Source organism: Dactylosporangium sp. NPDC000555, assembly GCF_040300025.1.
Taxonomy (GTDB): Bacteria; Actinomycetota; Actinomycetes; order Mycobacteriales; family Micromonosporaceae; genus Dactylosporangium.
This window is the reverse complement of sequence record NZ_JBEPDB010000006.1, coordinates 1-22,391: the sequence shown is the minus strand read 5'-3', so window position 1 is coordinate 22,391 and position 22,391 is coordinate 1. Positions and strand designations below refer to the sequence as shown.

Genomic DNA, 22,391 nt, shown 5'->3' with positions numbered 1-22,391 from the left:
CAACGGGCCGGGGCGACAGGACCGCGCGACAGGTGACGTATCGACGGGGGAGGGGTGCCGCATGCCGCCGCGTCCGGTGGTGCAGCAAGGTCAGACGCTCCGGGTGTGGCAGCGCAAGGCCCTGATGGAGTACCTGCGGGGCAATCGCGAGGACTTCCTCGCCGTCGCGACGCCCGGCGCCGGCAAGACCACGTTCGCGCTGCGCGTCGCGCTGGAGCTGTTCGGCGACGGCACCATCGACAACCTCACGGTGGTCACCCCGACCGAGCACCTCAAGACGCAGTGGGCGCAGGCCGCGGCCCGGGTCGGCATCGACCTCGACGCCGGGTTCCGCAACTCCGACGTGCATGCCGCCTCCGACTTCCACGGCACCGTCGTCACCTATGCGCAGGTCGGCATCGCCCCCGCCGTACACAAGCGGCGGACGGTCACCCGGCGCACGCTGGTGGTGCTGGACGAGATTCACCACGCCGGCGACTCGAAGTCGTGGGGCGACGGGGTGAAGGCCGCGTTCGAGCCGGCCGTGCGGCGGCTGATGCTCACCGGCACGCCGTTTCGCTCGGACGACAACCCGATCCCGTTCGTGGAGTACGAGCGCGGGTCCGACGGCATCGCCCGGTCGCGCTCGGACACCGTCTACGGCTACTCGGACGCGCTGCGCGACGGCGTCGTCCGCCCGGTCATCTTCCTCGCGTACTCCGGCGAGACCCGCTGGCGGACGTCGGCCGGCGACGAGCTGGCCGCCCGGCTGGGCGAGCCGATGACCCAGGATCTGATCGCGCAGGCCTGGCGCACCGCGCTCGACCCGACCGGCGACTGGATGCCGCAGGTGCTGCGCGCCGCCGACTCCCGCTTGCAGAACCTGCGCGCCGGCGGTATGCCGGACGCCGGCGGCCTGGTCATCGCCAGCGACCAGCAGTCGGCCCGCGCCTATGCGAAGGTCCTGGGCGAGATCACCGGCGAGAAGGCCGTCGTGGTCCTCTCCGACGACGTGGGTGCGTCCGGCCGCATCGCCACGTTCAGCGCGTCGAACGAGCGCTGGATGGTCGCGGTCCGCATGGTGTCCGAGGGCGTGGACATCCCGCGCCTGGCCGTCGGCGTGTACGCGACCAGCGCCTCCACCCCGCTGTTCTTCGCCCAGGCGATCGGCCGTTTCGTGCGCGCCCGCCAGCACGGCGAGACGGCGACGGTCTTCGTCCCCAGCGTGCCGCACCTGCTCGAGCTGGCCAGCGAGATGGAGGCGCAGCGCAACCACGTGCTCGGCGAGCCGAAGAGCAAGGACGGCTTCGACGACGACGAGCTGGAGCGGGCCAACCGCGAGGAGAAGGCCTCGGGTGAGCTGGAGAAGAGCTTCGAGGCCCTGTCCGCCACGGCCGAGCTCGACCAGGTCATCTTCGACGGGGCGACGTTCGGGTTGCCGGCGCAGACGGGGACGCCGGAGGAGGAGGAGTACCTCGGGCTGCCCGGCCTGCTGACCCCGGACCAGGTCTCGGCGCTGCTGTCCAAGCGGCAGGCGGAGCAGGCGGCGGCCGAGCGTCGGCGGGGGCCCGCGGCGACGGCGACGGCCGCCCCGGAAGTCCCGGCGCAGCCGCGGACCGCGGGGGAGCGGCGCATCGTGTTGCGCCGGCAGCTCAACACGCTGGTCGCCGCGCATCATCACCGCACGGGCCTGCCGCACGGCAAGATCCACGCCGAGCTGCGCCGGCTGTGCGGGGGCCCGCCGAGCGCCCAGGCGACCATCGAGCAGCTCGAAGAGCGCATCGCCACGATCCAGACCCTGTGAGGGCCGCCCGGCGGCCGGGTGGGGCCTCCAGGGCCTCAAACGCTGAAAACGACCGCAGGGCGTCCCCGAAGGGATGCCCTGCGGCAACGGTATCGGCGTCAGCCGGCCGAAAGCTCCGAACCGCGCCACGAGAAGTCCGGGGCCACGGCATACTCGGCAGCTATCTTGACCAGCTGGTCGGCGTACTTGTTGGCGTGATGTCCACAGAAGATCAGATCGCCGCCTTCGGCGAGCCTGATTCGAAGTTTGCCTGCCGCGTTGCAGCGGTCGCACCGTTCCTCGGCGGCGGGGGGTGCCGCCGTCTCCGGCGGCGGCGTGAGGGTCGGGGTCATCGCCTTCCTCCTCTGATCGTCACCGACGAACGCGTCCTTGCGTCGTTCACAGATGGTTCAACACCCTCTTGCCCGACATCGTTCCCACCCGGCGTGCGGGACCGACGTCACACTTCGGTCGTGCCGGGAGTCCGCTCCACATGGGATCCGAACTACCCGCTACGTGCTTCCTATCGCGCCTTGCCTGCGATCACAAGTGGGTTGGTGCGTCGCCACGGCTCTTGTAATGCCCTCGGTGACCGGAAACACACCCGGGCCGCCCCAAATGGGACGGCCCGGGTTCGCGCAGAGCAGAAAACAAGCGGTCAGTCAGCGTCAGTCCAAGTAGTCGCGCAGCACCTGGGAACGCGACGGGTGACGCAGCTTCGACATCGTCTTCGACTCGATCTGGCGAATCCGCTCGCGGGTCACGCCATACACCTGGCCGATCTCGTCCAGGGTGCGCGGCTGGCCGTCGGTGAGGCCGAACCGCAGCCGCACCACGCCCGCCTCGCGCTCCGACAGCGTCTGCAGGACCTGCTGGAGCTGGTCCTGCAGCAGCGAGAAGGAGACCGCGTCGACCGCGACGACCGCCTCGGAGTCCTCGATGAAGTCGCCGAGCTGGCTGTCGCCCTCGTCGCCGATCGTCTGGTCGAGCGAGATGGGCTCGCGCGCATACTGCTGGATCTCCAGCACCTTCTCCGGCGTGATGTCCATCTCCTTGGCCAGCTCCTCCGGGGTGGGCTCGCGGCCCAGATCCTGGAGCAGCTCGCGCTGGATGCGCCCGAGCTTGTTGATCACCTCGACCATGTGCACCGGGATGCGGATGGTGCGGGCCTGGTCGGCCATGGCGCGGGTGATGGCCTGGCGGATCCACCAGGTGGCGTAGGTGGAGAACTTGTAGCCCTTGGTGTAGTCGAACTTCTCCACGGCGCGGATGAGGCCGAGGTTGCCCTCCTGGATGAGGTCCAGGAAGGCCATGCCGCGGCCCGTATACCGCTTGGCGAGCGACACGACCAGGCGGAGGTTGGCCTCCAGCAGGTGGTTCTTCGCCCGCTCGCCGTCCCGCGAGATCCACATGAAGTCGCGGCTGGCCGGCAGGGTCATCGGCTCGCCGGCCTCCTCGGCCGCCCGCAGGCGCTCGGCCGCATACAGGCCGGCCTCGATGCGCTTGGCGAGCTCGACCTCCTGCTCGGCGTTGAGCAGCGGAACCTTGCCGATCTGCTTCAGATACGCGCGGACCGAGTCGGCGGAGGCGGTGAGCTCAGCGTCGCGCCGGGCCTGCTTCAGGGCCTCCGACTCGTCGTCGTCCCACGCGAAGTCGTCGTCGGAGGCGTTGGCCTCGGCGTCGGCCTCGGCGGCCTTGGTTGCCTCGACCGGCTCCTCGACGACGACGTCCTCGATCTCGGCGGCCAGGGCCGCGTCGTCGAGCTCCTCGGGATTCGGCTCGTCGCCGGGGCCCGCCGTCGGGGCGGCCGGCTCGGCCGACCCCGCCGGGGAAGCCTTCTTCGCGGCGGGCGCCGCCTTCTTCGCCACCTTCTTGGCGGGCGGGGCCTTCTTCGCCGGTGTCGCGGCCGAGGCCACGGCGGCGGGCGCGGCGGTAGCCGCTGCGGATGCGATGGGCGCCGATGGCGCGGCCTTCTTCACTGGGACCTTCTTCGCCGCCGCCGATTCCGGTGCGGACTCGACGGCTGTGAGCGGCTTGGCAACGGGTGCCGTGCGGATCGGCGCGGCCTTGGCGGTGGCCGCCCTGGACGCCGGGGTGGCGGAGCGGGCCGCGGCCACCCGGCGCCGGCTGTGAGTGGAGTCGTCGACCACGACGGTCACGCCCGCCTCGGCCAGGCTCCTCAGCAGCTTCTTGGCGTGCGCTGGGGTTACGTCTGCGGTGTCGACCGCCTGCGCGACCTCTGCCGAGGTGAGATGACCGCCGTTGGTGGCGGCACGCGCAATCAGCGCGTCGGCGAGCGAGCGTACGTCAACGCTGGGCTGGTGAGCTGCTGTCACGAACGACCTTCCGGTGCGATGAGCGAGCGACGGCCGGTGCGGCCGGTTCGCGCACGGCGCGGCCGTGCTGAGTGGCCGGGTTGCTTTGGTGGCGCCCGTGTGCCGTGACTCCGGGCGGATTCACTAACGACAGCGGGCAGCGCGTGAATTGTAACGCTCTCTCGCCCCAACATCCCCTCTTGAGGGGGCTGAACGCTCGTCTTGTGACCGAACGGATGGGCAACGAAGGGCCCGAGGAGGCTTTGTAAGGATGGTGACCATGGATCAACCGGCCGAACTTCTGGCCCTTGCCGTCTCCGTCGCCCGTTCCGCGAGCGACCTGGCAAGGCGAATGCGAGCCGACGGCGTCGCGGCCGTCGCCACCAAGTCGACGGCCACCGATGTGGTCACCGCCGCCGACCGTGTGGTCGAGCGGCACGTGCGCGAGCGGCTGCACGAGGCGCGTCCGGGCGACGCGGTGTTCGGGGAGGAGTACGGCGGCGAGAGCGACCGGGCCGCCGTGCGCTGGATCCTCGACCCGATCGACGGCACCGTGAACTACCTCTACGACCTGCCGCAGTACGCGGTGTCCCTGGCCGCCGAGGTCGACGGAGTCGTGGTGGCCGGCGTCGTGCGCAACGCGGCGACGGGCCGGGAGTGGACCGCGACCCGGGGCGGCGGGGCCTTCGCCGGGGACCGCCGGCTCGCCGGGTCCGGCGAGACCGACCTGGCCCAGGCGCTGGTCGGCACCGGTTTCGGCTACGCGGCCCAGCGCAGGCTGCATCAGGCCCGGGTGCTGGCGGGGCTGATCGGGCACATCCGCGACATCCGCCGCCTCGGCGCGGCGTCGATCGATCTGTGCCTGGTCGCCGAGGGGACCCTCGACGCGTACTACGAGAAGGGTCTCAACCCCTGGGACCACGCCGCCGGCGGGCTGGTCGCGGCCGAGGCGGGTGCCCTGGTGACCGGCCTGGACGGCGCGCCGCCCGGCCCGGACATGGTCATCGCCGCCCCGCCCGGGCTGCACCCCGCCCTCCACGACCGCCTGAGCGAGCTGGACGCCGCCGGCGGTCCGTGACCGGCCGCCCGCCCTCCGGAGGCCGCGACCGCCCCATGACCGGGCACCCGCCTCCGGAAGGCGGCCGCCGGGTTGGGGCTCGCCGGTTGAGGGGACGCTGACCGGGCCCCCGGTGTCTCCGGGGGCTGCGCGGTCACGTGGCTCGGGCGTCGTCGTGCCTCAGGCTTCGTCGGGGCTCAGGTCCTGGCGGTGTTCGGGTGTCGTCGCTCACTCGTCGCGGGCGCAGGTGCCTTCGGGCAGCGCCGGGTTGCCCAGCGCCGCGATCGCCTGGTTGACCTCGGTCGTCGTCGGCAGCTGCCGGAACCTGCCGCCCAGGATGATGTCCACCTTGTCGTCCTGGCGGGCCTTGTCGAACTCGGTCCGCGCCTCGTCGAGGAAGTAGGCGCGCACCAGCCACGCCGCGCCGACCGCCTGCGGGCCGTAGCGGATCACCGCGACCGTGTCGCCGGGCTTGTTCACCGGCGGGTTGGGCGCGGCGGTGACCACCTTCGCCTCCTTGAAGCGCCGGCTGATGAAGTCGTTGGCCACGTCGGAGGCCGCGCCGGTGCGGTTGGTGGCATTGAAAACGGTGACCTTGACCTCCTCCTGCGTCGGCAGTTTGGCGTTGGCCATCACCGATCCCTCGGCACACTTCGTCGCGTCTCCTGCCGATCCGCCCTGGCGGTCCTTCACCACGGCGACGATCACAAACACCCCCGCGGCGACGATAAGGACGCCGATCACCGCGAGTGCTCTCACCCGCGCAAAACTCATGGTTCGCTCCCGCGCCCGCCTCGAACGTCGTTGCTTCACCAGAGAAGACGCTCTGGCTGCCGGAGAGGTTAGCGCCTGCGCGCGAGAGTTGCTGAAGTCCCCACCGGACATACCACAAAGTTCCTACTCGGCGTCGCGGGACGACTCCCCGCGGAAGTCTCGGACGGGCGGTATCGTCGCATCGCCGCGCGGCGGGCCTCCGGGCACGCTCTGGCAAGATCGTTGTGTCGCCTCGGTCACAGTGGGAACAAGTTTCCGCGCGTGGGCGTACAACAAACGTCCAAGAGCGGTAAGGTACGCCGCCCTTGGACGTACAAGAGAACGTTGCTTCGGGCGCCCAACCTGACCGGCGACATGAAATTGGGAGTGTGAACACCGATGGCCACCGACTACGACGCGCCACGTCGCGACGAGGTCGACCTCGGGGAGGACAGCCTCGAGGAGCTCAAGTCCCGCCGTACCGACGCGCAGTCCGCGACCGTCGACGTCGACGACTCCGACCTCTCCGAGAACTTCGAGCTTCCGGGCGCCGACCTCGCTGACGAGGACATGACGGTGAAGGTCCTGCCGATGCAGGCCGACGAGTTCCGCTGCTCGCGCTGCTTCCTGGTGCACCACCGCAGCCAGCTGGCCGCCGAGCGCAACGGGGAGCTGATCTGCCGCGAGTGCGTGTGAGCGTTCTGCCGCGTGGCCGCACACACGCGGCAGGACCGGTGCCGTGAGCGCCGTGGCCACGAGTTGATCACGCGAATCTGGCGGCGGCGTGCTTCAGTTTGAAGCGGCGACCGTTTCCGCACCCCTCGGAGGTTGACGATGGTCGAGCCGGTGCCCGCCGACGAGGCGGCCGAGAACGCCCCCGTCCAGCCGGAGGGGCGGGCGGGTGCTTCCGCGGGGCCGGCCGAGGAGGCGGAGCTGTCGCGGGCCGTCGTCGCGCTGACCGGCGAGGACGTTCCCGCCGAGGACCGCCGGCGCATGCTGGGCCGGCTGGTCCGGATCGAGCTCGGCGAGCGGGGGGTCAGGGACCTGTTCCGGCCCCAGAAGGCGATCGCCTGGATCACCGACACGGTGACCCGCGTCGCGCCGCACATCCCCGTGCGCGACCTGGACACGCTGCGGGCGCACCACCCCGGCCTGGACCGCGACGCCCTGGCCGAGCGGCTCATCCGCAACGCCTCGCGGGTCACCGCCGGCATCGGCGCGGCCGGCGGCGGCCTGGCCGCGGTCGAGTGGGTCGCCACGCCGAGCCTGCTCTCCGCGCCGGTGCTGCTCGCCGCCGAGACCGTCGCGGTCGTGGCGGTGGAGATGAAGCTCATCGGCGAGCTGCACGCGGTGTACGGGCACCCGATCCCCGGCAACGGCACTCAGCGCGCGTTCACGCTGATCCAGTCGTGGGCCGAGCGCCGCGGGGTCAACCCGCTGCGGGTCGGCGGCAGCGTGGCGGCCGCGATGGGCACCGCGCTGCGCAAGGAGCTGCGCGACCGGCTGCTGAGGCGCTTCGGGCGCAACCTGAGCACCCTGGGCCCGCTCCTGACCGGCGCCGCGGTCGGCGGCTTCCTGAACCGCCGCGCCACCCTGTCGCTGGGCCACGAGATCCGCAAGGACCTGGCCGCGCCGCCGGATCAGCGCGTGATCGAGGCCTGAGCCTCCCGCATCGCGGCGGCCAGCGCCTCCGGCCGCCGGGTGCTGACCAGCCAGTACGGCGTGGGATCGCCCTCGTCGCGGACCTCCACCCGAACGGCGCCGCCGATCCACGGCCGCTGGACGACGAACGCCTCCGGGTCCGAATACGGCCCGAGCAGGTCGCGCTTGTCCGCGGCGTTCACCGGGGTCACCTCGCCGACGTACCGCAGCGGGATGTGCGCGTCGTCGACCCGCAGCTCGCCGTTGGACACCTCGACGCGGACGCGGCCCAGCCGCCAGAGCCCGGCGATGGTCAGCGGCACCAGCACCAGGTAGGCGACCCACGTGGCCGCGCCGGGTGCGCCCAGCCTGACCTCGGCGGCCAGCGCGGCCGCGAGGGCGAGCGCGGGCAGCCACAGCCACCAGGACAGGCTGAGTCGCTCACGGTACGGGTTCGGCTGTGCCACGTAGGCGAGGGTACGTGCTCGCGCGCCGAGCGGACCCGGCAGGATGGAGGCATGGTGATGGACGTGCACGTGCGGCTGCTCGACCCGGGCCTGCCGCTGCCCGCCTACGCGCACCCGGGCGACGCCGGGGCCGACCTGTTCGCGGCGCAGGACGTGGAGATCGGCCCGGGGGAGCGGGCGCTGGTGCGCACCGGGATCGCGATCGCGCTGCCCACCGGGTACGTCGGCCTCGTGCACCCGCGCTCCGGGCTCGCCGCGCGGATGGGTGTGACGGTGCTCAACGCGCCGGGCACCGTGGATGCGGGGTACCGGGGCGAAATCCTCGTGAACCTCATCAATCACGATCGAGTGATATCGGCGAAGATATGCCGTGGTGACCGGATTGCGCAGCTTGTGATCCAGCGCGTGGAGCGGGCACACTTCCACGTCGTCGAGGACCTTCCCGATACTGTGCGCGGGGCCGGTGGCCACGGGTCCACCGGCGGGCATGCCGGGCTCGCACCGGCAGCGATCTTGGAGGCAGAGCAGTGATCTTCTCGCGCAATCGCGGGAGCGGGCGGCACGCCAAGCCGGACACGCGCGGCGCACGGGGCCAGGAGGCCTTCGACGAGCAGTTCGACGACGACCTGGACGCCGCCGCGGCCGGGGACGGCGACGAGCCCCGCGCCGCCAAGTCGCCGCGCGCCGAGGGCCCGTACGACGTGACCGAGGCGCCCGCCGGCATCGCCCAGCTCGACCTCGGCGCGCTCAAGGTGCCCGCGGTCGACGGCGTCGAGGTGCGGGTCCAGGCCGACAACGACGGCAAGATCCAGCAGATCGTGCTGGTCTTCGAGGAAAGCGCGCTGCAGCTGGGCGTCTTCGCCGCGCCGCGCAGCGAGGGCATCTGGGACGAGGTCCGCGGCGAGATCCGCAAGCAGCTGTTCAACGACGGCGTCGCGGCCGAGGAGGTCGAGGGCGACTACGGCGCCGAGCTGCGCGCCCGGGTCCGCACCCCCGACGGCCTGACCGACATCCGGTTCGTCGGCGTCGACGGCCCGCGCTGGCTGGTCCGCGCCGTCTTCCAGGGCCCGGCCGCGGCCGACCCGTCCGTCGCCCCGCCGCTGCTGGAGTGCCTGCGCAACCTGGTCGTCGAGCGCGGCCACGAGGCCATGCCGGTGCGCGAGCCGCTGCCGCTGAACCTGCCCAAGGAGGTCACCGAGGCCGGCGCTCAGCAGCAGGACGGCGAGGACGAGGCCGGCGAGGCGAGTGCCAACGGCGCGGACGCCGCCCGCCGAAAGCCGTCGCCCAGGCCACGTCGCACATAGCGGAAAAGCGCGTACCGTCGTAGCGAGGGTGTCATGACGGCCGAAGGGAAGGGTGGCACCGTCATCATGGCCACGGACAGTGAAGCGGTGCCGGAGCGGGGCCTGCGAAGGTTCCTGCGCCGGCTGACCGCGAGCGACTCCGAGCTCGATGCGGAGGAGCTGCAGCGCGACGCGAAGCAGTGCGGCAGCATGCCCGCGCTGTCGTGTCAGCGGGGGCAGGTGGTGAGCCTCAAGGGCCGGCTACGCACGGTGGTCTACACCCCGCGCACCAACCTGCCTACCCTGGAGGCGGAGCTCTTCGACGGCAGCGACCTGGTCACGCTGGTGTGGCTGGGCCGGCGGCACATCGCCGGCATCGAGCCGGGCCGAGCCATCAGGGCGAAGGGCCGCATCGCGGTCCGCGATGGCCGCAAGGTGCTCTACAACCCGTACTACGAGCTCGAAACCCCACGATGAGGCCGGATGCAGCCAGGTAACGAGACCAAGGCCGAGACCGCCGCGGACGAAGAGGAGCCGCTACCGCCGTTCTCGGTGCAGATGTCCCAGCAGCTCGGCGGCGTGCGGGGGCTCATCGAGTCCAGCGTTCCGATCACGCTGTTCATCGTGGTCAACTTCCTGGGCGGGCACTACGACTGGTGGTCGCTGCGCACCTCGCTCATCGTGGCCGTCGGCGCGGCGCTGTCGATGGCGGTCTACCGCCTCGCCCGCCGAGAGCCGACCCGGCACGCGCTCAACGGCGTGTTCGGCATCGCGATCGGCGCGTACATCGCGTGGAAGAGCGGCGACGCCAAGGACGTCTACCTGCCGGGCATGCTGCTCACCGTCGGCTACGTGGTGGGCATGCTGGCCTCGGTGTTCATCGGCCGGCCGCTGGTGGGCTGGCTGTGGTCGGTGACGCTGGACGGCGGCACCACCCGCTGGTATGACAACACCCGGCTGCGCCGCGCCTTCGTCTGGCTCACGGTGCTGTGGGCGGTCGTCTACGCGCTCAAGCTCGGCGTGCAGGTGCTGCTCTACCGCGACACCGGCGCCAACTCCGACGACCTGCTCGGCATCGCCCGCCTGGCGCTGGGCTGGCCGCCGTATGCGCTGCTGGCCGCCCTCACCGTCTGGCAGGCCCGCCGCATCCTGCGCGACGAGGCCGCCGAGCCAAAGGCCGAGTAACGCGCGAAGCGCCCGCCAGAAGTGCGAGCGAAGCGAGCATGGGGGGTGTGGGGTGGGAACCCCCCACCGATGCTCGAGCGAAGCGAGAGCCAGGCTAGGAACCGCGCCGGTCGCGGGCCTTCTCCAGGCTGTCCTCTCCGAGCATCACGGCGCGCACCGAGTCCTCCATCTCCGACGTGACGACGAAGACCAGCTCGTCGCCGGCCTCGAGCGGGTCGTCCGGGGTCGGCACCAGCACCCGCCGCCCGCGCAGCACCGCGACCAGTGCCGTGTCGTGCGGCAGCGGGACATCGCGGACCGGGTGGCCGACGTACGGCGCGTTCTCCGGCAGCGTGATCTCCACCAGGTTGGCCTCGGACTGCCGGAAGGTCATCAGACGGACCAGGTCGCCGACCGACACCGCCTCCTCGACCAGCGCCGCCATCAGCCGCGGCTTGCTCACCGAGACGTCGACGCCCCACTGCTCGTTGAACAGCCACTCGTTCTCGGCGCGGTTGATGCGGGCGACCACCCGCGGTACGGCGAACTCGGTCTTGGCCAGTAGCGAGACCACGAGGTTGACCTTGTCGTCGCCGGTGGCCGCGACGACCACGTCGCACGAGGAGAGGTCGGCCTCCTGCAGGCTGGACAGCTCGCACGCGTCGGCGAGGATCCACTCGGCGGCGGGCACCCGCTCGGGCCGCACCATCCGCGGCACCCGCTCGATCAGCATGACCTGGTGGCCGTTGTCGACGAGCTCCTTGGCGATGGAGCGGCCCACGTTGCCGGCCCCGGCGATCGCGATACGCATGATCAATGTCCCCCTTCGGGCGCGGAGGTGGTGACCTTCGTCACGGAGCCGGCCATCTCATCGGTGAGCAGCATGAACGCGAGGTCGCCGTCCTGGATCACGGTGGACTCGGTGGGCAGCATCGCCAGGCCGAATCGCATGAGGTAGGCCAGCCGGGCGCCGCTGCGCTGCTCCAGGTGTCCGACGGTGTGCCCGATCCAGTCGGGGTGCATCGGTACCTCGACGATGGAGACGGTGCTGGTGGGGTCGCGCCAGACCTCCACGTTGCCCTCGGGCACCAGGTGGCGCAGCATCCGGTCGGCCGTCCAGCGCACCGTCGCCACGGTCGGTATGCCGAGGCGCTCGTAGACCTCCGCGCGCTTCGGGTCGTAGATGCGGGCCACGACCCGGTCCACGCCGAACGTCTCGCGCGCCACCCGGGCCGAGATGATGTTCGAGTTGTCGCCCGAGGAGACGGCCGCGAACCCATCGGCGCGCTCGATGCCGGCCTGCAGCAGCACCTCGCGGTCGTAGCCGGCCCCGGTGACCGTGGTGCCCTGGAATTCCGAGCCCAGCCGGCGGAACGCGTCGGCGTCGATGTCGATCACCGCGACGGTGTGACCGCGCTGTTCCAGAATCTGCGCCAGCGTGGAACCCACGCGCCCGCAACCCATGATCACGACGTGCACGTCCCCGCCTCCGTGTCCCTCGGCACTCAGACACGAGGATGTCATGCGCGGTGCCACCGGTGCATCGGGAGGAGGGGCGGCCCGTACGCTTAGACGTCGTGGCCAGTCCCACCTCCCTGATGAAGCGGCTGCTGCTGGGCCGACCGTTCCGTTCGGACCGGCTCAAACACACCTTGTTACCCAAGCGCATCGCGCTGCCGGTGTTCGCCTCCGACGCGCTGTCGTCGGTCGCGTACGCGCCCGACGAGATCCTGCTGACACTGTCCATCGCGGGCGCGACCGCGCTGACGATCTCGCCGTGGATCGGGCTCGCGGTCGCCGTGGTGATGCTCACAGTTGTCGCGAGCTACCGGCAGAACGTGTACGCGTACCCGTCCGGCGGCGGCGACTACGAGGTGGCGACGGTCAATCTCGGCTCGCGCTTCGGGGTGGCGGTGGCTAGCGCCCTGCTCGTGGACTACGTGCTCACCGTGGCGGTGTCGACCGCCTCCGGTGTGGCGAACCTCGGCTCGGTCGTGCCATGGGTCGCCACCCACAAGGTCGTCATCTCCATCGTCGCGATTGCGCTGCTCACGGCCATGAACCTGCGTGGCATCCGGGAGTCCGGGGCGGCGTTCGCGATCCCGACGTACGGCTTCATGATCGTCATGATCGGGATGGTCCTCACCGGCTTCTTCAAGATCTTCGTGCTCGGCCACGACCTCAAGGCGCCCAGCGCCGACCTCGTCATCCACGCCGAGCACACCAACATGACCACCCTGGCGATGGCCTTCCTGCTGCTGCGCACCTTCTCCTCCGGCTGCGCGGCGCTCACCGGCGTCGAGGCGATCTCCAACGGCGTGCCGGCGTTCAAGGAGCCCAAGAGCAAGAACGCGGCGACCACGCTGCTGCTGCTCGGCACGATCTCGATCACGATGCTGCTCGGCATCATCCTGCTGGCGAACAAGACCGGCCTGAAGTTCGTCGAGGACCCGAGCCAGATCGAGAGCGGCCCGGCCAACTACGTGCAGAAGACCGTCACCACCCAGCTCGGCCAGACCGTCTTCGGCGCCGGGTCGATCATGCTCTACGTGGTCGCGGTCATCACCGCGCTGATCCTGTTCCTGGCGGCCAACACCGCCTTCAACGGCTTCCCGGTGCTCGGCTCGATCCTCGCCCAGGACCGCTACTTGCCGCGCCAGCTGCACACCCGCGGCGACCGGCTCGCCTTCTCCAACGGCATTGTCCTGCTGGCGCTGGCCGCCATGGTGCTCATCGTCGGCTTCGACGGCGAGGTCACGCGGCTCATCCAGCTGTACATCGTGGGCGTCTTCGTGTCCTTCACGCTCTCCCAGGCCGGCATGATCAGGCACTGGAACCGGCTGCTGCGCACCGTGCGCGACAAGCAGGCGCGCAACCACATGATCCGGTCCCGCGCGATCAACATGGTCGGTCTCACCCTGACCGGCGCCGTGCTCATCGTGGTCCTCATCACCAAGTTTTTGCTCGGCGCGTACATCGCCATCATCGCGATGATCGTCATCTACTTCCTGATGGTCGGCATCAAGAAGCACTACGACACCGTCGCCCGCGAGCTCACCCCCTCCGAGGACCGGCCGGTGCTCCCCGCGCGCAATCACGCGGTCGTACTCGTGAGCAAGGTGCACCGCCCGACGCTGCGCGCGGTCGCCTACGCGCAGGCCACCCGGCCGGACACCCTGACCGCCCTCACCGTCAACGTCGACGACCACGACACCCGCCTGCTGCAGGAGGACTGGGAACGGCGCGGCATTCCCGTCCCGCTCACCGTCGTCGACAGCCCGTACCGCGAGATCAACCGCCCGATCCTCGACTTCGTGCGCAACAAGCGCCGCGACTCGCCGCGCGACGTGGTGACCGTCTTCATCCCCGAATACGTCGTCGGCCGCTGGTGGGAGCACCTGCTGCACAACCAGAGCGCGCTGCGCCTCAAGGGCCGCCTGCTCTTCGAACCCGGGGTGATGGTGACCAGCGTCCCGTGGCAGCTCAGCTCCATCGGCGACGTCGACATCGACCGCCTCGACGCCACCCTGAGTCGCGGCCCGAAGCGCGGGCCGCGCTCGTCCGCCACCCCCGAGTCGTGAGCATGGCCACCGAACTGCTGGAGCTCGAGATCGGGCCGGTCGCGCACGGCGGGATCTGCGTCGCCCGGCACGAGGGACAGGTCGTCTTCGTCCGCCACGCCCTGCCGGGCGAGCGGGTGCGGGCCCGGGTCACCGACCGCCGCAAGGGCTTCCTGCGCGCCGACGCGGTGGAGATTCTCCTGCCGTCGCCGGATCGGGTCATCCCGCCGTGTCCGTTCGCCGGCCCGGGCGCGTGCGGCGGTTGCGACTGGCAGCACGCGTCGTGGCCCGCCCAGCGGCGGTTGAAGTCGCAGGTGTTGCGCGAGCAGCTGACGCGGCTCGGCGGTGTTTCGGATATTTCCGATTTGTTGGTTGTGCCGGATTTGTCGGAACTGGTGGAGGCGCTGCCCGGCGGGCCGTTGTCGTGGCGCACCCGGGTCCAGTACGCCGTCGATGCCGAGGGCCGGGCCGGCTTCCACCGCCACCGCTCCTCGGGCATCGTCCCCGTCGACCGCTGCCGCATCGCCCATCCCGCGATCCAGGCCCTGCCGGTTCTCGACCGCACGTGGCCCCCGGGCGCGACCATCGAGGCGGTCGTGTCCTCGTCCGGCGACACCGCGGCCGTGACGCGCGCCTCCCGCACGGGCCGGGTGACGTCCCCCGCCGCCCCGGTCCGCGAGCACGCCGCCGGCCACGAGTGGACGCTGGACCCGGGCGCCTTCTGGCAGGTACACCCGCACGCCGTCGAGGCGTTCACGACCACGGTCCTGGACATGTTGCGCCCGGTGGAGAGGGAGCGGGCGTGGGACCTCTACGGCGGCGCGGGGGTCTTCGCCGCCGCCCTGGCCCCGCACTGCGGTCCCGTCACGGTCGTGGAGTCGGACCATCGCGCGGTGGCGTCGGGCCGGCGCGCCCTGCGAGACCTGCGCAACGTGACGTTCGTCCGCGGCGACGTGGCGCAGGTGCTGTCCAACCCGAGCTGGCGCACTGTCGACGTGGTGGTCCTCGACCCGCCACGCTCCGGCGCCGGCCGGGCGGTGGTCTCGTCGATCGCGTCCCGCGGCCCGCGCGCCGTGGCGTACGTCGCGTGCGACCCGGCGGCCTTCGCGAGGGACGTGCGCACCTTCGGTGAACATGGCTACGGGCTGACGGCACTGCGCGCGTTCGACAGCTTCCCGATGACGCAACACTTCGAGACGATCGGCCTGCTGACCCCGCGCTGACCCCTGATCACCCGCAACCGCGCCGGCCACCGGTACGGCGGTGGGCCGGGCGCGACAGCACCTGGCCGTTCTGGGCCGCGTCCGGGCCCGTAAACTCCCTCTGTCGAAAGGCAGGGGGAGTCCATGGCAACGCTGGCAACGCTGCGCGAGCGCCTGGCCGGCGAGGTGCCGCTCGTCGCGGTCAGCTTCGGCGACGACGACGCCGAGGGTGACGCGGCGCGCGCCGCCTTGCTCGGGGTCGACCTCGCCGAGCTGCGCATCGACTGGTATCGCAGCACCGACCCCGACCACGTCCTGCGCGCGATCGCGCCCTTCCGCGCCGCCGGCCTGCCGATCCTCGCCACGATCCGCTCGAAGGCCGAGGGCGGCCACTGGCCCGGCGACGACGCGCGGCGGCTGGCGCTGTTCGAGGCGGTCCTGCCCGAGGTCGACGCCGTCGACGTGGAGCTCTCCTCGGCGGCTCTCCTGCCCGGCGTGGTCGCCGCGGCGCGCGCCGCCGACCGGCTGGTGATCGTGTCGCACCACGACTTCGACGCGACCCCGGACGAGGCGGCGCTGAGCGCGACGGTCGAGGCCGCCGTGGCCGCCGGGGCCGACCTCGTCAAGATCAGCACCATGGCGCTCGGGCCGGAGGACCTGCGGGTGCTCGCCGGGCTGCTCGTGCGGTACGACTCCATGATCGTGATCGGCATGGGCGCCGAGGGCGCGGGCTCGCGGGTCTTCTTCCCCCTGCTCGGCTCCCGGATCACGTACTCCGCGATGGGCGGCCGCCCGGCCCCGGGCCAGTTGCCGTTCGCCGAGACGGTCCGGCTGCTGGAGACGTTCTCGCCGCGCTACGCCGAGCATCGCCGGGCCGCGGGGGTCTCCGCGTGACCGAGCCGGAACCGCCCGCGGAGGACCACGCGCCTCGGCGCGACCCGCTGCGGGCGCTGCGCAAGACCATCGCACAGAGCGTCGTGCTGTTCACCGCCGTGTTCGTCTTCGCGATCGGGCAGGCCGCATTCGGTCAGACCGAGATCGGCAAGTCCCTGCTCGGCGCCAGCCTCGTGAAGGTGCACCGCACCCCCGCGGCGTGGACCGTGTGGGGGGCCGGGGTCGCGCTGATGGTCGCCGCGTCGGTGCTCGCGGTCATGACGCTGCGCGGGCGGGAGCCCGCCGCGACCGGGCGGGCCACCGTGTGGTGGAGTGCCGGGGTGTGGCTGGCCGGGCTGGTCCTGACCATCGTGTACGCCGAGATGGTCCCCGCGCCGTCGCCCTGAGCGCCGGACGGGTCGTCGCGTCCGGCGGATTGCCCCTATCTTCTTCTTCTGTGTCGTGCCGCGCCGCGCGGCCGGCGATACGGAGGAGACATGACGCAGCCCCCGACGACACCGGGACCCGACGAGCCGTCCGGTGAGCCGCAGCCGCCGTCGGGCTTCGCCGCACCCTCTGGCGACACGGGGTTCGCGCCGCCGTCGGGCCCGGGCGCGGCCGGCGAGCCGCTCGGGCCCCCGCCGGGCTCGATCCCGCCCGTCCCGCCGGTGGTCCAGCACGGCGGGCAGTACGACCCGTCGCAGGCGTACGTCGTGTACCAGGCCGCGCCGACCGGCGGGTACGGCGTGCCGGTCGCCGGGCAGCAGGCCGGCTTCGACCCGCTGATCAGCCCCGACTACTCCGGCTGGTGGCAGCGCAGCCTGACGATCTTCCGCGGCGCCTGGCGGCAGTTGCTGGTGCTGCAGCTCGTCGGCTTCCTCGCCGGCCTGATCGTGGCGATCCCCGAGGCCCTGTACGGGATCAGGGCCCTCGACGACTTCATGCGGACCGCCGGCGCCGCCGGGCCCGGGACGACGCCCGACTTCGCCCCGCTGTTCGGGGTGTTCGCTGTCGCCATCGGCTCGCTGGTGGCGGGCACCCTGGTCGCCGCCGCGGTCGCGGTCGCCGCCAACCACATCGCGGTCTCGGTCGCCGCCGGGCAACCGCCCCGGCTCGGCGCCGCGCTGGGCCTCGCGGTGCGCCGGTGCCTGCCGCTGTGGGGGTGGCAGCTGCTCGCCTCGCTGATCATGATCGTCGGGTTCTGCGCCTGCATCCTGCCGGGCATCTACCTGTACGCGGTCTTCCTCGTCCTGCCGGCCGTGGTGACGTTCGAGCGGGGCGGCGCCGGGATCGGCCGCTGCTTCCAGCTGTTCCACCGCGACTTCGGCAGCGCGATCGCCCGGGTGGCGACCATCGCGGGCCTGCTGTTCATGGTCGGCGTCGTCGCGTACGTGATCAGCCGGGTCCTCGACTTGGCCTTCCCCGCCGACGCCCCGGTGCTCCAGGACAGCGCCGGGTTCGTCGTCGCGACGGCGACCGCGACCGCGGTGATCGCCCGCGCCGTGGTCTCGGGACTGCTCTCGGCCGGCGTGCGGACGCTCATCGACGTGCTCGTCGTGACCGCCTACGCCGACATGCGCGCCCGGCACGAGCCGCTGTCGACGGCGACCCTGGCCGCAGAGATCGGTATCACCCCGACCCCGCGGTCGGAGTGGCTCGCGCCGCCGGCCTGACGCCCCGCGGCCGGTACGGGTGGCATGGGGACCTGGCGGAGGCGGCCGCCGAGCGGGCCGACGGCAGCATCCGGGTGGTCGGCCCGCTCACCCACGCGGGGTGGTCGCGGGCGCCGCCCGGGACGCCGAAGATCGACGCCGCGCGCGCCGCCTTGGTCCAGGCAGGTTCGTTCAGGCTGGTTTGTCCAGGCAATTCGTCCGGGCAAGGACGCCGCACGGTTCGCCGCGGCGGTCGCCGGCTGCCCTGTGTGACCGGGATGTGTGGAACATGTCAAGATTCGATCGGCCAAGGTGCGCTACGGCGCGCCCCCACTAGACTCGGCGGGCATGAGCACAGAGGAGAACGGGGCCGCGTCCCTGCTGAGCACGGTCCGGGCCCCGGGTGATCTTCGGAAACTTACCGCCGAGCAGCTCGACGTGCTCGCCGCGGAGATCCGCGACTTCCTCATCGCGAAGGTCTCGCGCACCGGCGGTCATTTGGGTCCTAACCTTGGCGTGGTCGAACTGACCCTCGCCCTGCACCGAGTCTTCGACTCGCCGAAGGATCGGATTCTGTTCGACACGGGCCACCAGGCGTACGTGCACAAGATCGTCACGGGTCGCCAGGACGGCTTCGACCTCCTGCGCCGCCGCGGCGGGCTCACGGGCTACCCGAGCCAGGCCGAGAGCGAGCACGACATCATCGAGAACTCGCACGCCTCCACCGCGCTGTCCTACGCCGACGGGCTGTCCAGGGCCTTCGCGCTGCGCGGCGAGCCCCGGCACGTGGTCGCCGTCGTCGGCGACGGCGCGCTGACCGGCGGCATGTGCTGGGAGGCGCTGAACAACATCGCCGCGGCCCGAAACCCGCTGGTCATCGTCGTCAACGACAACGGCCGCTCCTACTCGCCGACCATCGGCGGCCTCGCCGACCACCTGTCGAACCTGCGGCTCAACCCCGGCTACGAGAAGGTCCTCGACCTGGTCAAGGACAACCTGGGGCGCACCCCGCTGGTCGGGCCGCCGCTGTATGAGGTGCTGCACGCGGTCAAGAAGGGCATCAAGGACGCCGTCGCGCCGCAGGCGATGTTCGAGGATCTCGGGATCAAGTACGTCGGGCCGGTCGACGGCCACGACCGCGAGGCCGTCGAGTCGGCGCTGCGCAAGGCGAAGAACTTCGGCGGCCCCGTCATCGTGCACGCGGTGACCCGCAAGGGCTTCGGCTACCGCCCCGCCGAGGAGGACGAGGCCGACTGCCTGCACGGCCCGAGCAGCGCCTTCGACATCGAGACCGGCAAGCTGCTGGCGCCGGCGTCGGTCAAGTGGACCGGCGTGTTCGCCGACGAGCTGGTCGCGATCGCCGACGAGCGCGCCGACATCGTCGGCATCACCGCCGCGATGGCCGAGCCGACCGGCATCGCCAAGCTCATGCGCAAATACCCGGACCGCGCCTTCGACGTGGGCATCGCCGAGCAGCACGCCGCCACATCCGCGGCCGGCCTGGCCATCGGCGGCCTGCACCCGGTCGTGGCCGTCTACGCGACCTTCCTCAACCGCGCCTTCGACCAGGTCCTGCTCGACGTGGCCATGCACAGGCTGCCGGTCACGTTCGTGCTCGACCGGGCCGGCATCACCGGCCCCGACGGCCCGTCGCACTACGGCATCTGGGACATGTCGGTCTTCGGCGTGGTGCCCGGCCTGCGCCTGGCCGCCCCCCGCGATGCGCAGACGGTCCGCGAGGAGCTGCGCGAGGCGGTCGGCATCGAGGACGGCCCGACGATCCTGCGCTTCCCGACCGGCTCGGTCCCGGCCGACCTGCCGGCCCTGCGCCGCGTCGGCGGCGTGGACGGCTTCGGCGGCGTCGACGTGCTCGCCGAGCACGCCCGCAAGGACGTGCTGCTGGTCAGCGTGGGCGCGTTCGCCCACATGGCGGTCGACGTGGCCGCGCGCCTGGCCGAGCAGGGCTACGGCGTGACGGTCGTCGACCCGCGCTGGGTGCGCCCGGTCCCGGTCGAGTTGGTCGCCCTGGCCCGCGAGCACCGCTTGGTCGTGACCCTCGAGGACGGCGTGCGCACCGGCGGCGTGGGCGATGCGATCGCCAAGTCCCTGCGCGACGCGGACGTGTGGGTGCCGCTGCGCGACTTGGGTGTCCCGCAGGGCTGGCACGCGCACGGCGCCCGCAACGAGATCCTGGCCGACCTTGGCCTGACCGCCCAGGACGTGGCCCGGCAGGTCACCGAGTGGGTGAGCCGGATCGAGGAGCCCGCCCCGCTGCCGGCCGCCCCGGCCGGCCGCGCCCGCGCTCCGCGCCGCTGATCCCCTTGCCCGGGCCGTTGTCCCCCTGCGCTCCGCGCCGCTGATCGGCGGCTGGTCGTCTGTGCCCGGGCCGTCGCCATGTGCGGCGACCCGGGCGTCTGCGTCCTCCGCGCCCCGCGCCGTTGTCCGCCCGCGCTCCGCGCCGTTGCTCGTCTGCGCTCCGCGCCGCTGAACCGTCAGGGCACTAAATGCCGATAAGTCGGATAAAAGCGGACGTGGCGGCGTCTGGAGTTATCCGTTGTCCGGGCGGACGCCCGCCGCGGGGCGGAAACCGTTGAGCGCGCGTGCGACTCTTCTCAGGCGAGGAGAGGGGGCCCGTGCCCGAATCGATCATCGAACTCGACATCAGCACGGCGTGGGAGCCGGAGCCGCGGCCGGCCGGGCGGTGGCGTCGGCGGCGATGGCGCAGGTTGCGGTGGGGCTGGGGCGCGCTCGTGCTGGCAGTGGTCGTGAGCCTGCTGCCCGCGAGCGCCGCGCCGCGGGACCTCGCGGCGCTGTACAGCACCAAGTTTCAGGTCATGTCGTTCGCCGCCGCGGGCGGGCGGTTCGTCGTCGCGCGGTATCCGGCCGCCGGTGGGCAGCCCGTCCTCGAGGCCCTCGACGCGCGGCTCGGCACGGTGCTGTGGCGGCGGACCACGGAGGCCGACGAGTTTTTCGTCGAGCTCACCGAGCGGATCGCGCTGCTGCAGTTCAGTCAGGTGGACGAGAACGGCGCATACGCCGGGCGACTCGTCGCGCTGGACGCCGCCACGGGCGTGCCGCTGTGGGAGCGGCCGCGGGCCCGGATCGCGGGGGTGGCCGGCGGGCGGGTGCTCGCCGCGGACCTGGCGTGGCCGGACGAGTCGCAGGGGTTCGACCCGGCGTACGGCGGCGACCCCGAGGAGCCGTCGGTGGCGCAGGCGGAGCTGCCGCACCACGAGCGGTACGTCGCGCTGGAGCCCGAGACCGGCGCCGAGGTCTGGCGGGCCGAGTCGCCGCCGGGAACGGTGCCGAGCCTGGACACCTCCGGGCACCCGAGGGTGCTGCGGTTGAGCGACCTCGACGCCGCGGGGGTGCTGCGGGTGCGCGACCCGGCCACCGGGGTGGTCACCAGCACGTACCGACTGGACTGGTCCGGCCCGGTCGCCGGGCACCAGGCCGGCGCGCCCGGGCACGAGGTGGTGCGGCGGGCCGGCGGCACGGGTGCTGACGTCTACGACCGCGCCTCCGGGCGGCTGCTGTGGCACGGGCCCGACGGGCCGTACCCATGCTTTGGCAACGGGTACTGCGTCGCCGGCGAGGACGGCATCGACGTGCTCGACGCGGCCACCGGAGCCCGGCTCTGGCACGCCGAGGGCTACAGCTCGATACTCGGCGGCGTGCCCGGCCGGCTGCTGCTCTACCGGCATACCGCCGACGAGTCCAGGCCCGACGACGTCGTGGCGTTCGACGCGCGCACCGGCGCGGTCGTCTGGCGCCAGCGAGGCTGGATCGTGATGACCGACTACGGCCGGATGAACGGCGCCCCCGAGCACTTCGTCTGGCGACCGGTCGGCAACACCGGCGCCCTGATCGGCCGGCTCGACCCGCGCGACGGGACCGTCGAGGTGATCGGCCGGGCCCGCGACTTCTACGGCACGCCGACGTGCGCGGCCACCGCCGGGCGGCTGGCCTGCCTCGCCGTGGGCCACCTCCACGTCTGGGCGCTGCCATGACCGGTCCGGAGCGGAGCGGAGGGCGCATGACCGGCGCCGCGACCGGACCCGTGATCGACCTGGGCGTCGTGGGTCGCTGGGCACCACCGGAGCCGCCGCGACCGCGGCCCCCGGGCAGGGCGGGCTGGGCCGGCCGGCGGTGGCGCGGGTCCGCACTGGTGGCCGCCGCGGCGCTTGCCGTGCTGCTGCCGGCCGCGGACGCGGCGCCGCCCGGCGGGCCGCTCTTCACGCTTCCCGGCCGGATCTTCGATGTCCAGGTAACCGGCGACCGGCTGTACGTGACCCGGGCGCCGGAGGCCGGCGCGCACCGGGTGGAGGCGCGCACGCCCGGCGGCCGGTTGCTCTGGGACGCCCCGCTGGAGCCCAACCAGGCGTTCTCCTTCGCCACCGAGGATGTGGTGGTGCTGACCAACCGGTACTTCCAGAGGGCCTTCGGGCCCAGCCGGGTCGTGGTGCGCGACGCGCGCACGGGCGCCGAGCTGTGGCGGCGCGACGCGGCGGTGGACCGGGGTGCGGCCGGCGGACGGATCATCCTGACGGACCAGGCCGGCCCCGCCGGCGGGGCCGGCGGGGGCGGGGGGGGGGGGGCCCCGGGCCCCCAGGGCGGGGGCCCGGTGGTGGGCGGGGGCGAGCGCACCCGCGCGGGCGGGGC

At 72.3% G+C, this 22,391-nt stretch carries 21 protein-coding genes and 1 pseudogene; 16 read left to right on the top strand and 6 right to left on the bottom strand.

Annotation, left to right across the window (positions count from 1 at the left end; all coding sequences use genetic code 11):
- The first annotated feature begins 61 nt into the window (after nucleotides 1-61).
- Entirely contained in the window at nucleotides 62-1,783 is a 1,722-nt protein-coding gene (locus tag ABT297_RS06280) for a DEAD/DEAH box helicase (protein WP_350545312.1), read from the top strand.
- A 98-nt stretch (nucleotides 1,784-1,881) separates the two neighbouring features.
- Here the strand turns inward: ABT297_RS06280 and ABT297_RS06275 are convergent, their stop codons facing one another.
- Both ABT297_RS06275 and ABT297_RS06270 read right to left on the bottom strand, forming a co-directional pair.
- Nucleotides 1,882-2,115 (bottom strand): DUF7455 domain-containing protein, encoded by a 234-nt coding sequence (locus ABT297_RS06275; RefSeq protein ID WP_350545310.1) that lies wholly within the window; start codon nucleotides 2,113-2,115, stop codon nucleotides 1,882-1,884.
- Nucleotides 2,116-2,430: 315 nt separating this feature from the next.
- Nucleotides 2,431-4,098: an RNA polymerase sigma factor gene (locus ABT297_RS06270; RefSeq protein ID WP_350545307.1), complete on the bottom strand. Its 1,668-nt coding sequence runs from the start codon at nucleotides 4,096-4,098 to the stop codon at nucleotides 2,431-2,433.
- A gap of 259 nt (nucleotides 4,099-4,357) precedes the next feature.
- Here ABT297_RS06270 and ABT297_RS06265 point away from each other — a divergent pair, with 259 nt between their 5' ends.
- Nucleotides 4,358-5,155 carry an inositol monophosphatase family protein gene (locus ABT297_RS06265; RefSeq protein ID WP_502885504.1) on the top strand — a complete coding sequence of 266 codons (798 nt, stop codon included), beginning with the start codon at nucleotides 4,358-4,360 and terminating at the stop codon, nucleotides 5,153-5,155.
- A gap of 207 nt (nucleotides 5,156-5,362) precedes the next feature.
- Here the strand turns inward: ABT297_RS06265 and ABT297_RS06260 are convergent, their stop codons facing one another.
- A complete protein-coding gene (locus ABT297_RS06260; RefSeq protein ID WP_350545301.1) occupies nucleotides 5,363-5,908 on the bottom strand; it encodes a LytR C-terminal domain-containing protein in 546 nt (181 codons plus the stop codon).
- 378 nt (nucleotides 5,909-6,286) lie between these two features.
- Between ABT297_RS06260 and ABT297_RS06255 the strand changes: the two genes are divergently transcribed.
- Both ABT297_RS06255 and ABT297_RS06250 read left to right on the top strand, forming a co-directional pair.
- Nucleotides 6,287-6,583 carry a DUF4193 domain-containing protein gene (locus tag ABT297_RS06255; RefSeq protein WP_350545298.1) on the top strand — a complete coding sequence of 99 codons (297 nt, stop codon included), beginning with the start codon at nucleotides 6,287-6,289 and terminating at the stop codon, nucleotides 6,581-6,583.
- 138 nt (nucleotides 6,584-6,721) lie between these two features.
- Nucleotides 6,722-7,549: a hypothetical protein gene (locus ABT297_RS06250; protein WP_350545296.1), complete on the top strand. Its 828-nt coding sequence runs from the start codon at nucleotides 6,722-6,724 to the stop codon at nucleotides 7,547-7,549.
- Here ABT297_RS06250 and ABT297_RS06245 read toward each other — a convergent pair.
- A complete protein-coding gene (locus ABT297_RS06245) occupies nucleotides 7,528-7,995 on the bottom strand; it encodes a DUF3093 domain-containing protein (protein ID WP_350545294.1) in 468 nt (155 codons plus the stop codon). The genes ABT297_RS06250 and ABT297_RS06245 overlap by 22 nt on opposite strands.
- A gap of 51 nt (nucleotides 7,996-8,046) precedes the next feature.
- On the opposite strand from ABT297_RS06245, the gene dut reads away from it, so the two are divergent.
- The 4 genes from dut to ABT297_RS06225 all read left to right on the top strand — a co-directional run bounded on the left by dut (nucleotide 8,047) and on the right by ABT297_RS06225 (nucleotide 10,463).
- Entirely contained in the window at nucleotides 8,047-8,526 is a 480-nt protein-coding gene (gene dut / locus ABT297_RS06240; RefSeq protein ID WP_350545292.1) for a dUTP diphosphatase, read from the top strand.
- Nucleotides 8,523-9,299 carry a DUF3710 domain-containing protein gene (locus tag ABT297_RS06235; RefSeq protein ID WP_502885503.1) on the top strand — a complete coding sequence of 259 codons (777 nt, stop codon included), beginning with the start codon at nucleotides 8,523-8,525 and terminating at the stop codon, nucleotides 9,297-9,299. Before dut ends, ABT297_RS06235 begins: the two co-directional genes overlap by 4 nt.
- A gap of 66 nt (nucleotides 9,300-9,365) precedes the next feature.
- Complete coding sequence (locus ABT297_RS06230) at nucleotides 9,366-9,755, top strand: OB-fold nucleic acid binding domain-containing protein (RefSeq protein WP_350545549.1); 390 nt, start codon at nucleotides 9,366-9,368, stop codon at nucleotides 9,753-9,755.
- A 6-nt stretch (nucleotides 9,756-9,761) separates the two neighbouring features.
- Nucleotides 9,762-10,463, top strand: a complete 702-nt coding sequence (locus tag ABT297_RS06225) for a DUF3159 domain-containing protein (RefSeq protein WP_350545290.1) — start codon at nucleotides 9,762-9,764, stop codon at nucleotides 10,461-10,463.
- A gap of 94 nt (nucleotides 10,464-10,557) precedes the next feature.
- On the opposite strand, the gene ABT297_RS06220 is transcribed toward ABT297_RS06225, so the two are convergent.
- On the bottom strand, nucleotides 10,558-11,259 hold the full coding sequence (locus ABT297_RS06220; RefSeq protein ID WP_350545288.1) for a potassium channel family protein: 702 nt from the start codon (nucleotides 11,257-11,259) through the stop codon (nucleotides 10,558-10,560).
- The gene (locus ABT297_RS06215; protein WP_350545285.1) at nucleotides 11,256-11,921 is read right to left on the bottom strand and encodes a potassium channel family protein; all 666 of its coding nucleotides are present in this window, start codon (nucleotides 11,919-11,921) and stop codon (nucleotides 11,256-11,258) included. Before ABT297_RS06215 ends, ABT297_RS06220 begins: the two co-directional genes overlap by 4 nt.
- Before the next feature lie 98 nt (nucleotides 11,922-12,019).
- Between ABT297_RS06215 and ABT297_RS06210 the strand changes: the two genes are divergently transcribed.
- The 8 genes and pseudogenes from ABT297_RS06210 to ABT297_RS06175 all read left to right on the top strand — a co-directional run.
- Nucleotides 12,020-14,023, top strand: coding sequence for an APC family permease (locus ABT297_RS06210; protein WP_350545283.1), 2,004 nt, complete (start codon nucleotides 12,020-12,022; stop codon nucleotides 14,021-14,023).
- Between the two features lie 2 nt (nucleotides 14,024-14,025).
- Nucleotides 14,026-15,225, top strand: a complete 1,200-nt coding sequence (locus ABT297_RS06205) for a class I SAM-dependent RNA methyltransferase (protein WP_350545547.1) — start codon at nucleotides 14,026-14,028, stop codon at nucleotides 15,223-15,225.
- 123 nt (nucleotides 15,226-15,348) lie between these two features.
- Nucleotides 15,349-16,098: a type I 3-dehydroquinate dehydratase gene (locus ABT297_RS06200; protein ID WP_350545280.1), complete on the top strand. Its 750-nt coding sequence runs from the start codon at nucleotides 15,349-15,351 to the stop codon at nucleotides 16,096-16,098.
- Nucleotides 16,095-16,484, top strand: coding sequence for a hypothetical protein (locus ABT297_RS06195; protein WP_350545277.1), 390 nt, complete (start codon nucleotides 16,095-16,097; stop codon nucleotides 16,482-16,484). Before ABT297_RS06200 ends, ABT297_RS06195 begins: the two co-directional genes overlap by 4 nt.
- A gap of 90 nt (nucleotides 16,485-16,574) precedes the next feature.
- On the top strand, nucleotides 16,575-17,750 hold the full coding sequence (locus ABT297_RS06190; RefSeq protein ID WP_350545274.1) for a hypothetical protein: 1,176 nt from the start codon (nucleotides 16,575-16,577) through the stop codon (nucleotides 17,748-17,750).
- Nucleotides 17,751-18,077: 327 nt separating this feature from the next.
- Nucleotides 18,078-20,045, top strand: a complete 1,968-nt coding sequence (gene dxs / locus ABT297_RS06185) for a 1-deoxy-D-xylulose-5-phosphate synthase (protein ID WP_350545271.1) — start codon at nucleotides 18,078-18,080, stop codon at nucleotides 20,043-20,045.
- A 317-nt stretch (nucleotides 20,046-20,362) separates the two neighbouring features.
- A complete protein-coding gene (locus tag ABT297_RS06180) occupies nucleotides 20,363-21,739 on the top strand; it encodes an outer membrane protein assembly factor BamB family protein (RefSeq protein ID WP_350545268.1) in 1,377 nt (458 codons plus the stop codon).
- A gap of 26 nt (nucleotides 21,740-21,765) precedes the next feature.
- Nucleotides 21,766-22,391: pseudogene (locus ABT297_RS06175) on the top strand (hypothetical protein); the annotation flags it as partial.

Coding starts and splice junctions, on each gene's coding strand:
- ABT297_RS06230 (WP_350545549.1), top strand. CDS start 9,366: ATGGCCACGGACAGTGAAGCGGTGCCGGAGCGGGGCCTGCGAAGGTTC.
- ABT297_RS06190 (WP_350545274.1), top strand. CDS start 16,575: ATGACGCAGCCCCCGACGACACCGGGACCCGACGAGCCGTCCGGTGAG.
- ABT297_RS06200 (WP_350545280.1), top strand. CDS start 15,349: ATGGCAACGCTGGCAACGCTGCGCGAGCGCCTGGCCGGCGAGGTGCCG.
- ABT297_RS06280 (WP_350545312.1), top strand. CDS start 62: ATGCCGCCGCGTCCGGTGGTGCAGCAAGGTCAGACGCTCCGGGTGTGG.
- ABT297_RS06260 (WP_350545301.1), bottom strand. CDS start 5,908: ATGAGTTTTGCGCGGGTGAGAGCACTCGCGGTGATCGGCGTCCTTATC.
- ABT297_RS06255 (WP_350545298.1), top strand. CDS start 6,287: ATGGCCACCGACTACGACGCGCCACGTCGCGACGAGGTCGACCTCGGG.
- ABT297_RS06250 (WP_350545296.1), top strand. CDS start 6,722: ATGGTCGAGCCGGTGCCCGCCGACGAGGCGGCCGAGAACGCCCCCGTC.
- ABT297_RS06275 (WP_350545310.1), bottom strand. CDS start 2,115: ATGACCCCGACCCTCACGCCGCCGCCGGAGACGGCGGCACCCCCCGCC.
- dut (WP_350545292.1), top strand. CDS start 8,047: ATGGTGATGGACGTGCACGTGCGGCTGCTCGACCCGGGCCTGCCGCTG.
- ABT297_RS06205 (WP_350545547.1), top strand. CDS start 14,026: ATGGCCACCGAACTGCTGGAGCTCGAGATCGGGCCGGTCGCGCACGGC.
- ABT297_RS06265 (WP_502885504.1), top strand. CDS start 4,358: ATGGATCAACCGGCCGAACTTCTGGCCCTTGCCGTCTCCGTCGCCCGT.
- ABT297_RS06225 (WP_350545290.1), top strand. CDS start 9,762: ATGCAGCCAGGTAACGAGACCAAGGCCGAGACCGCCGCGGACGAAGAG.
- dxs (WP_350545271.1), top strand. CDS start 18,078: ATGAGCACAGAGGAGAACGGGGCCGCGTCCCTGCTGAGCACGGTCCGG.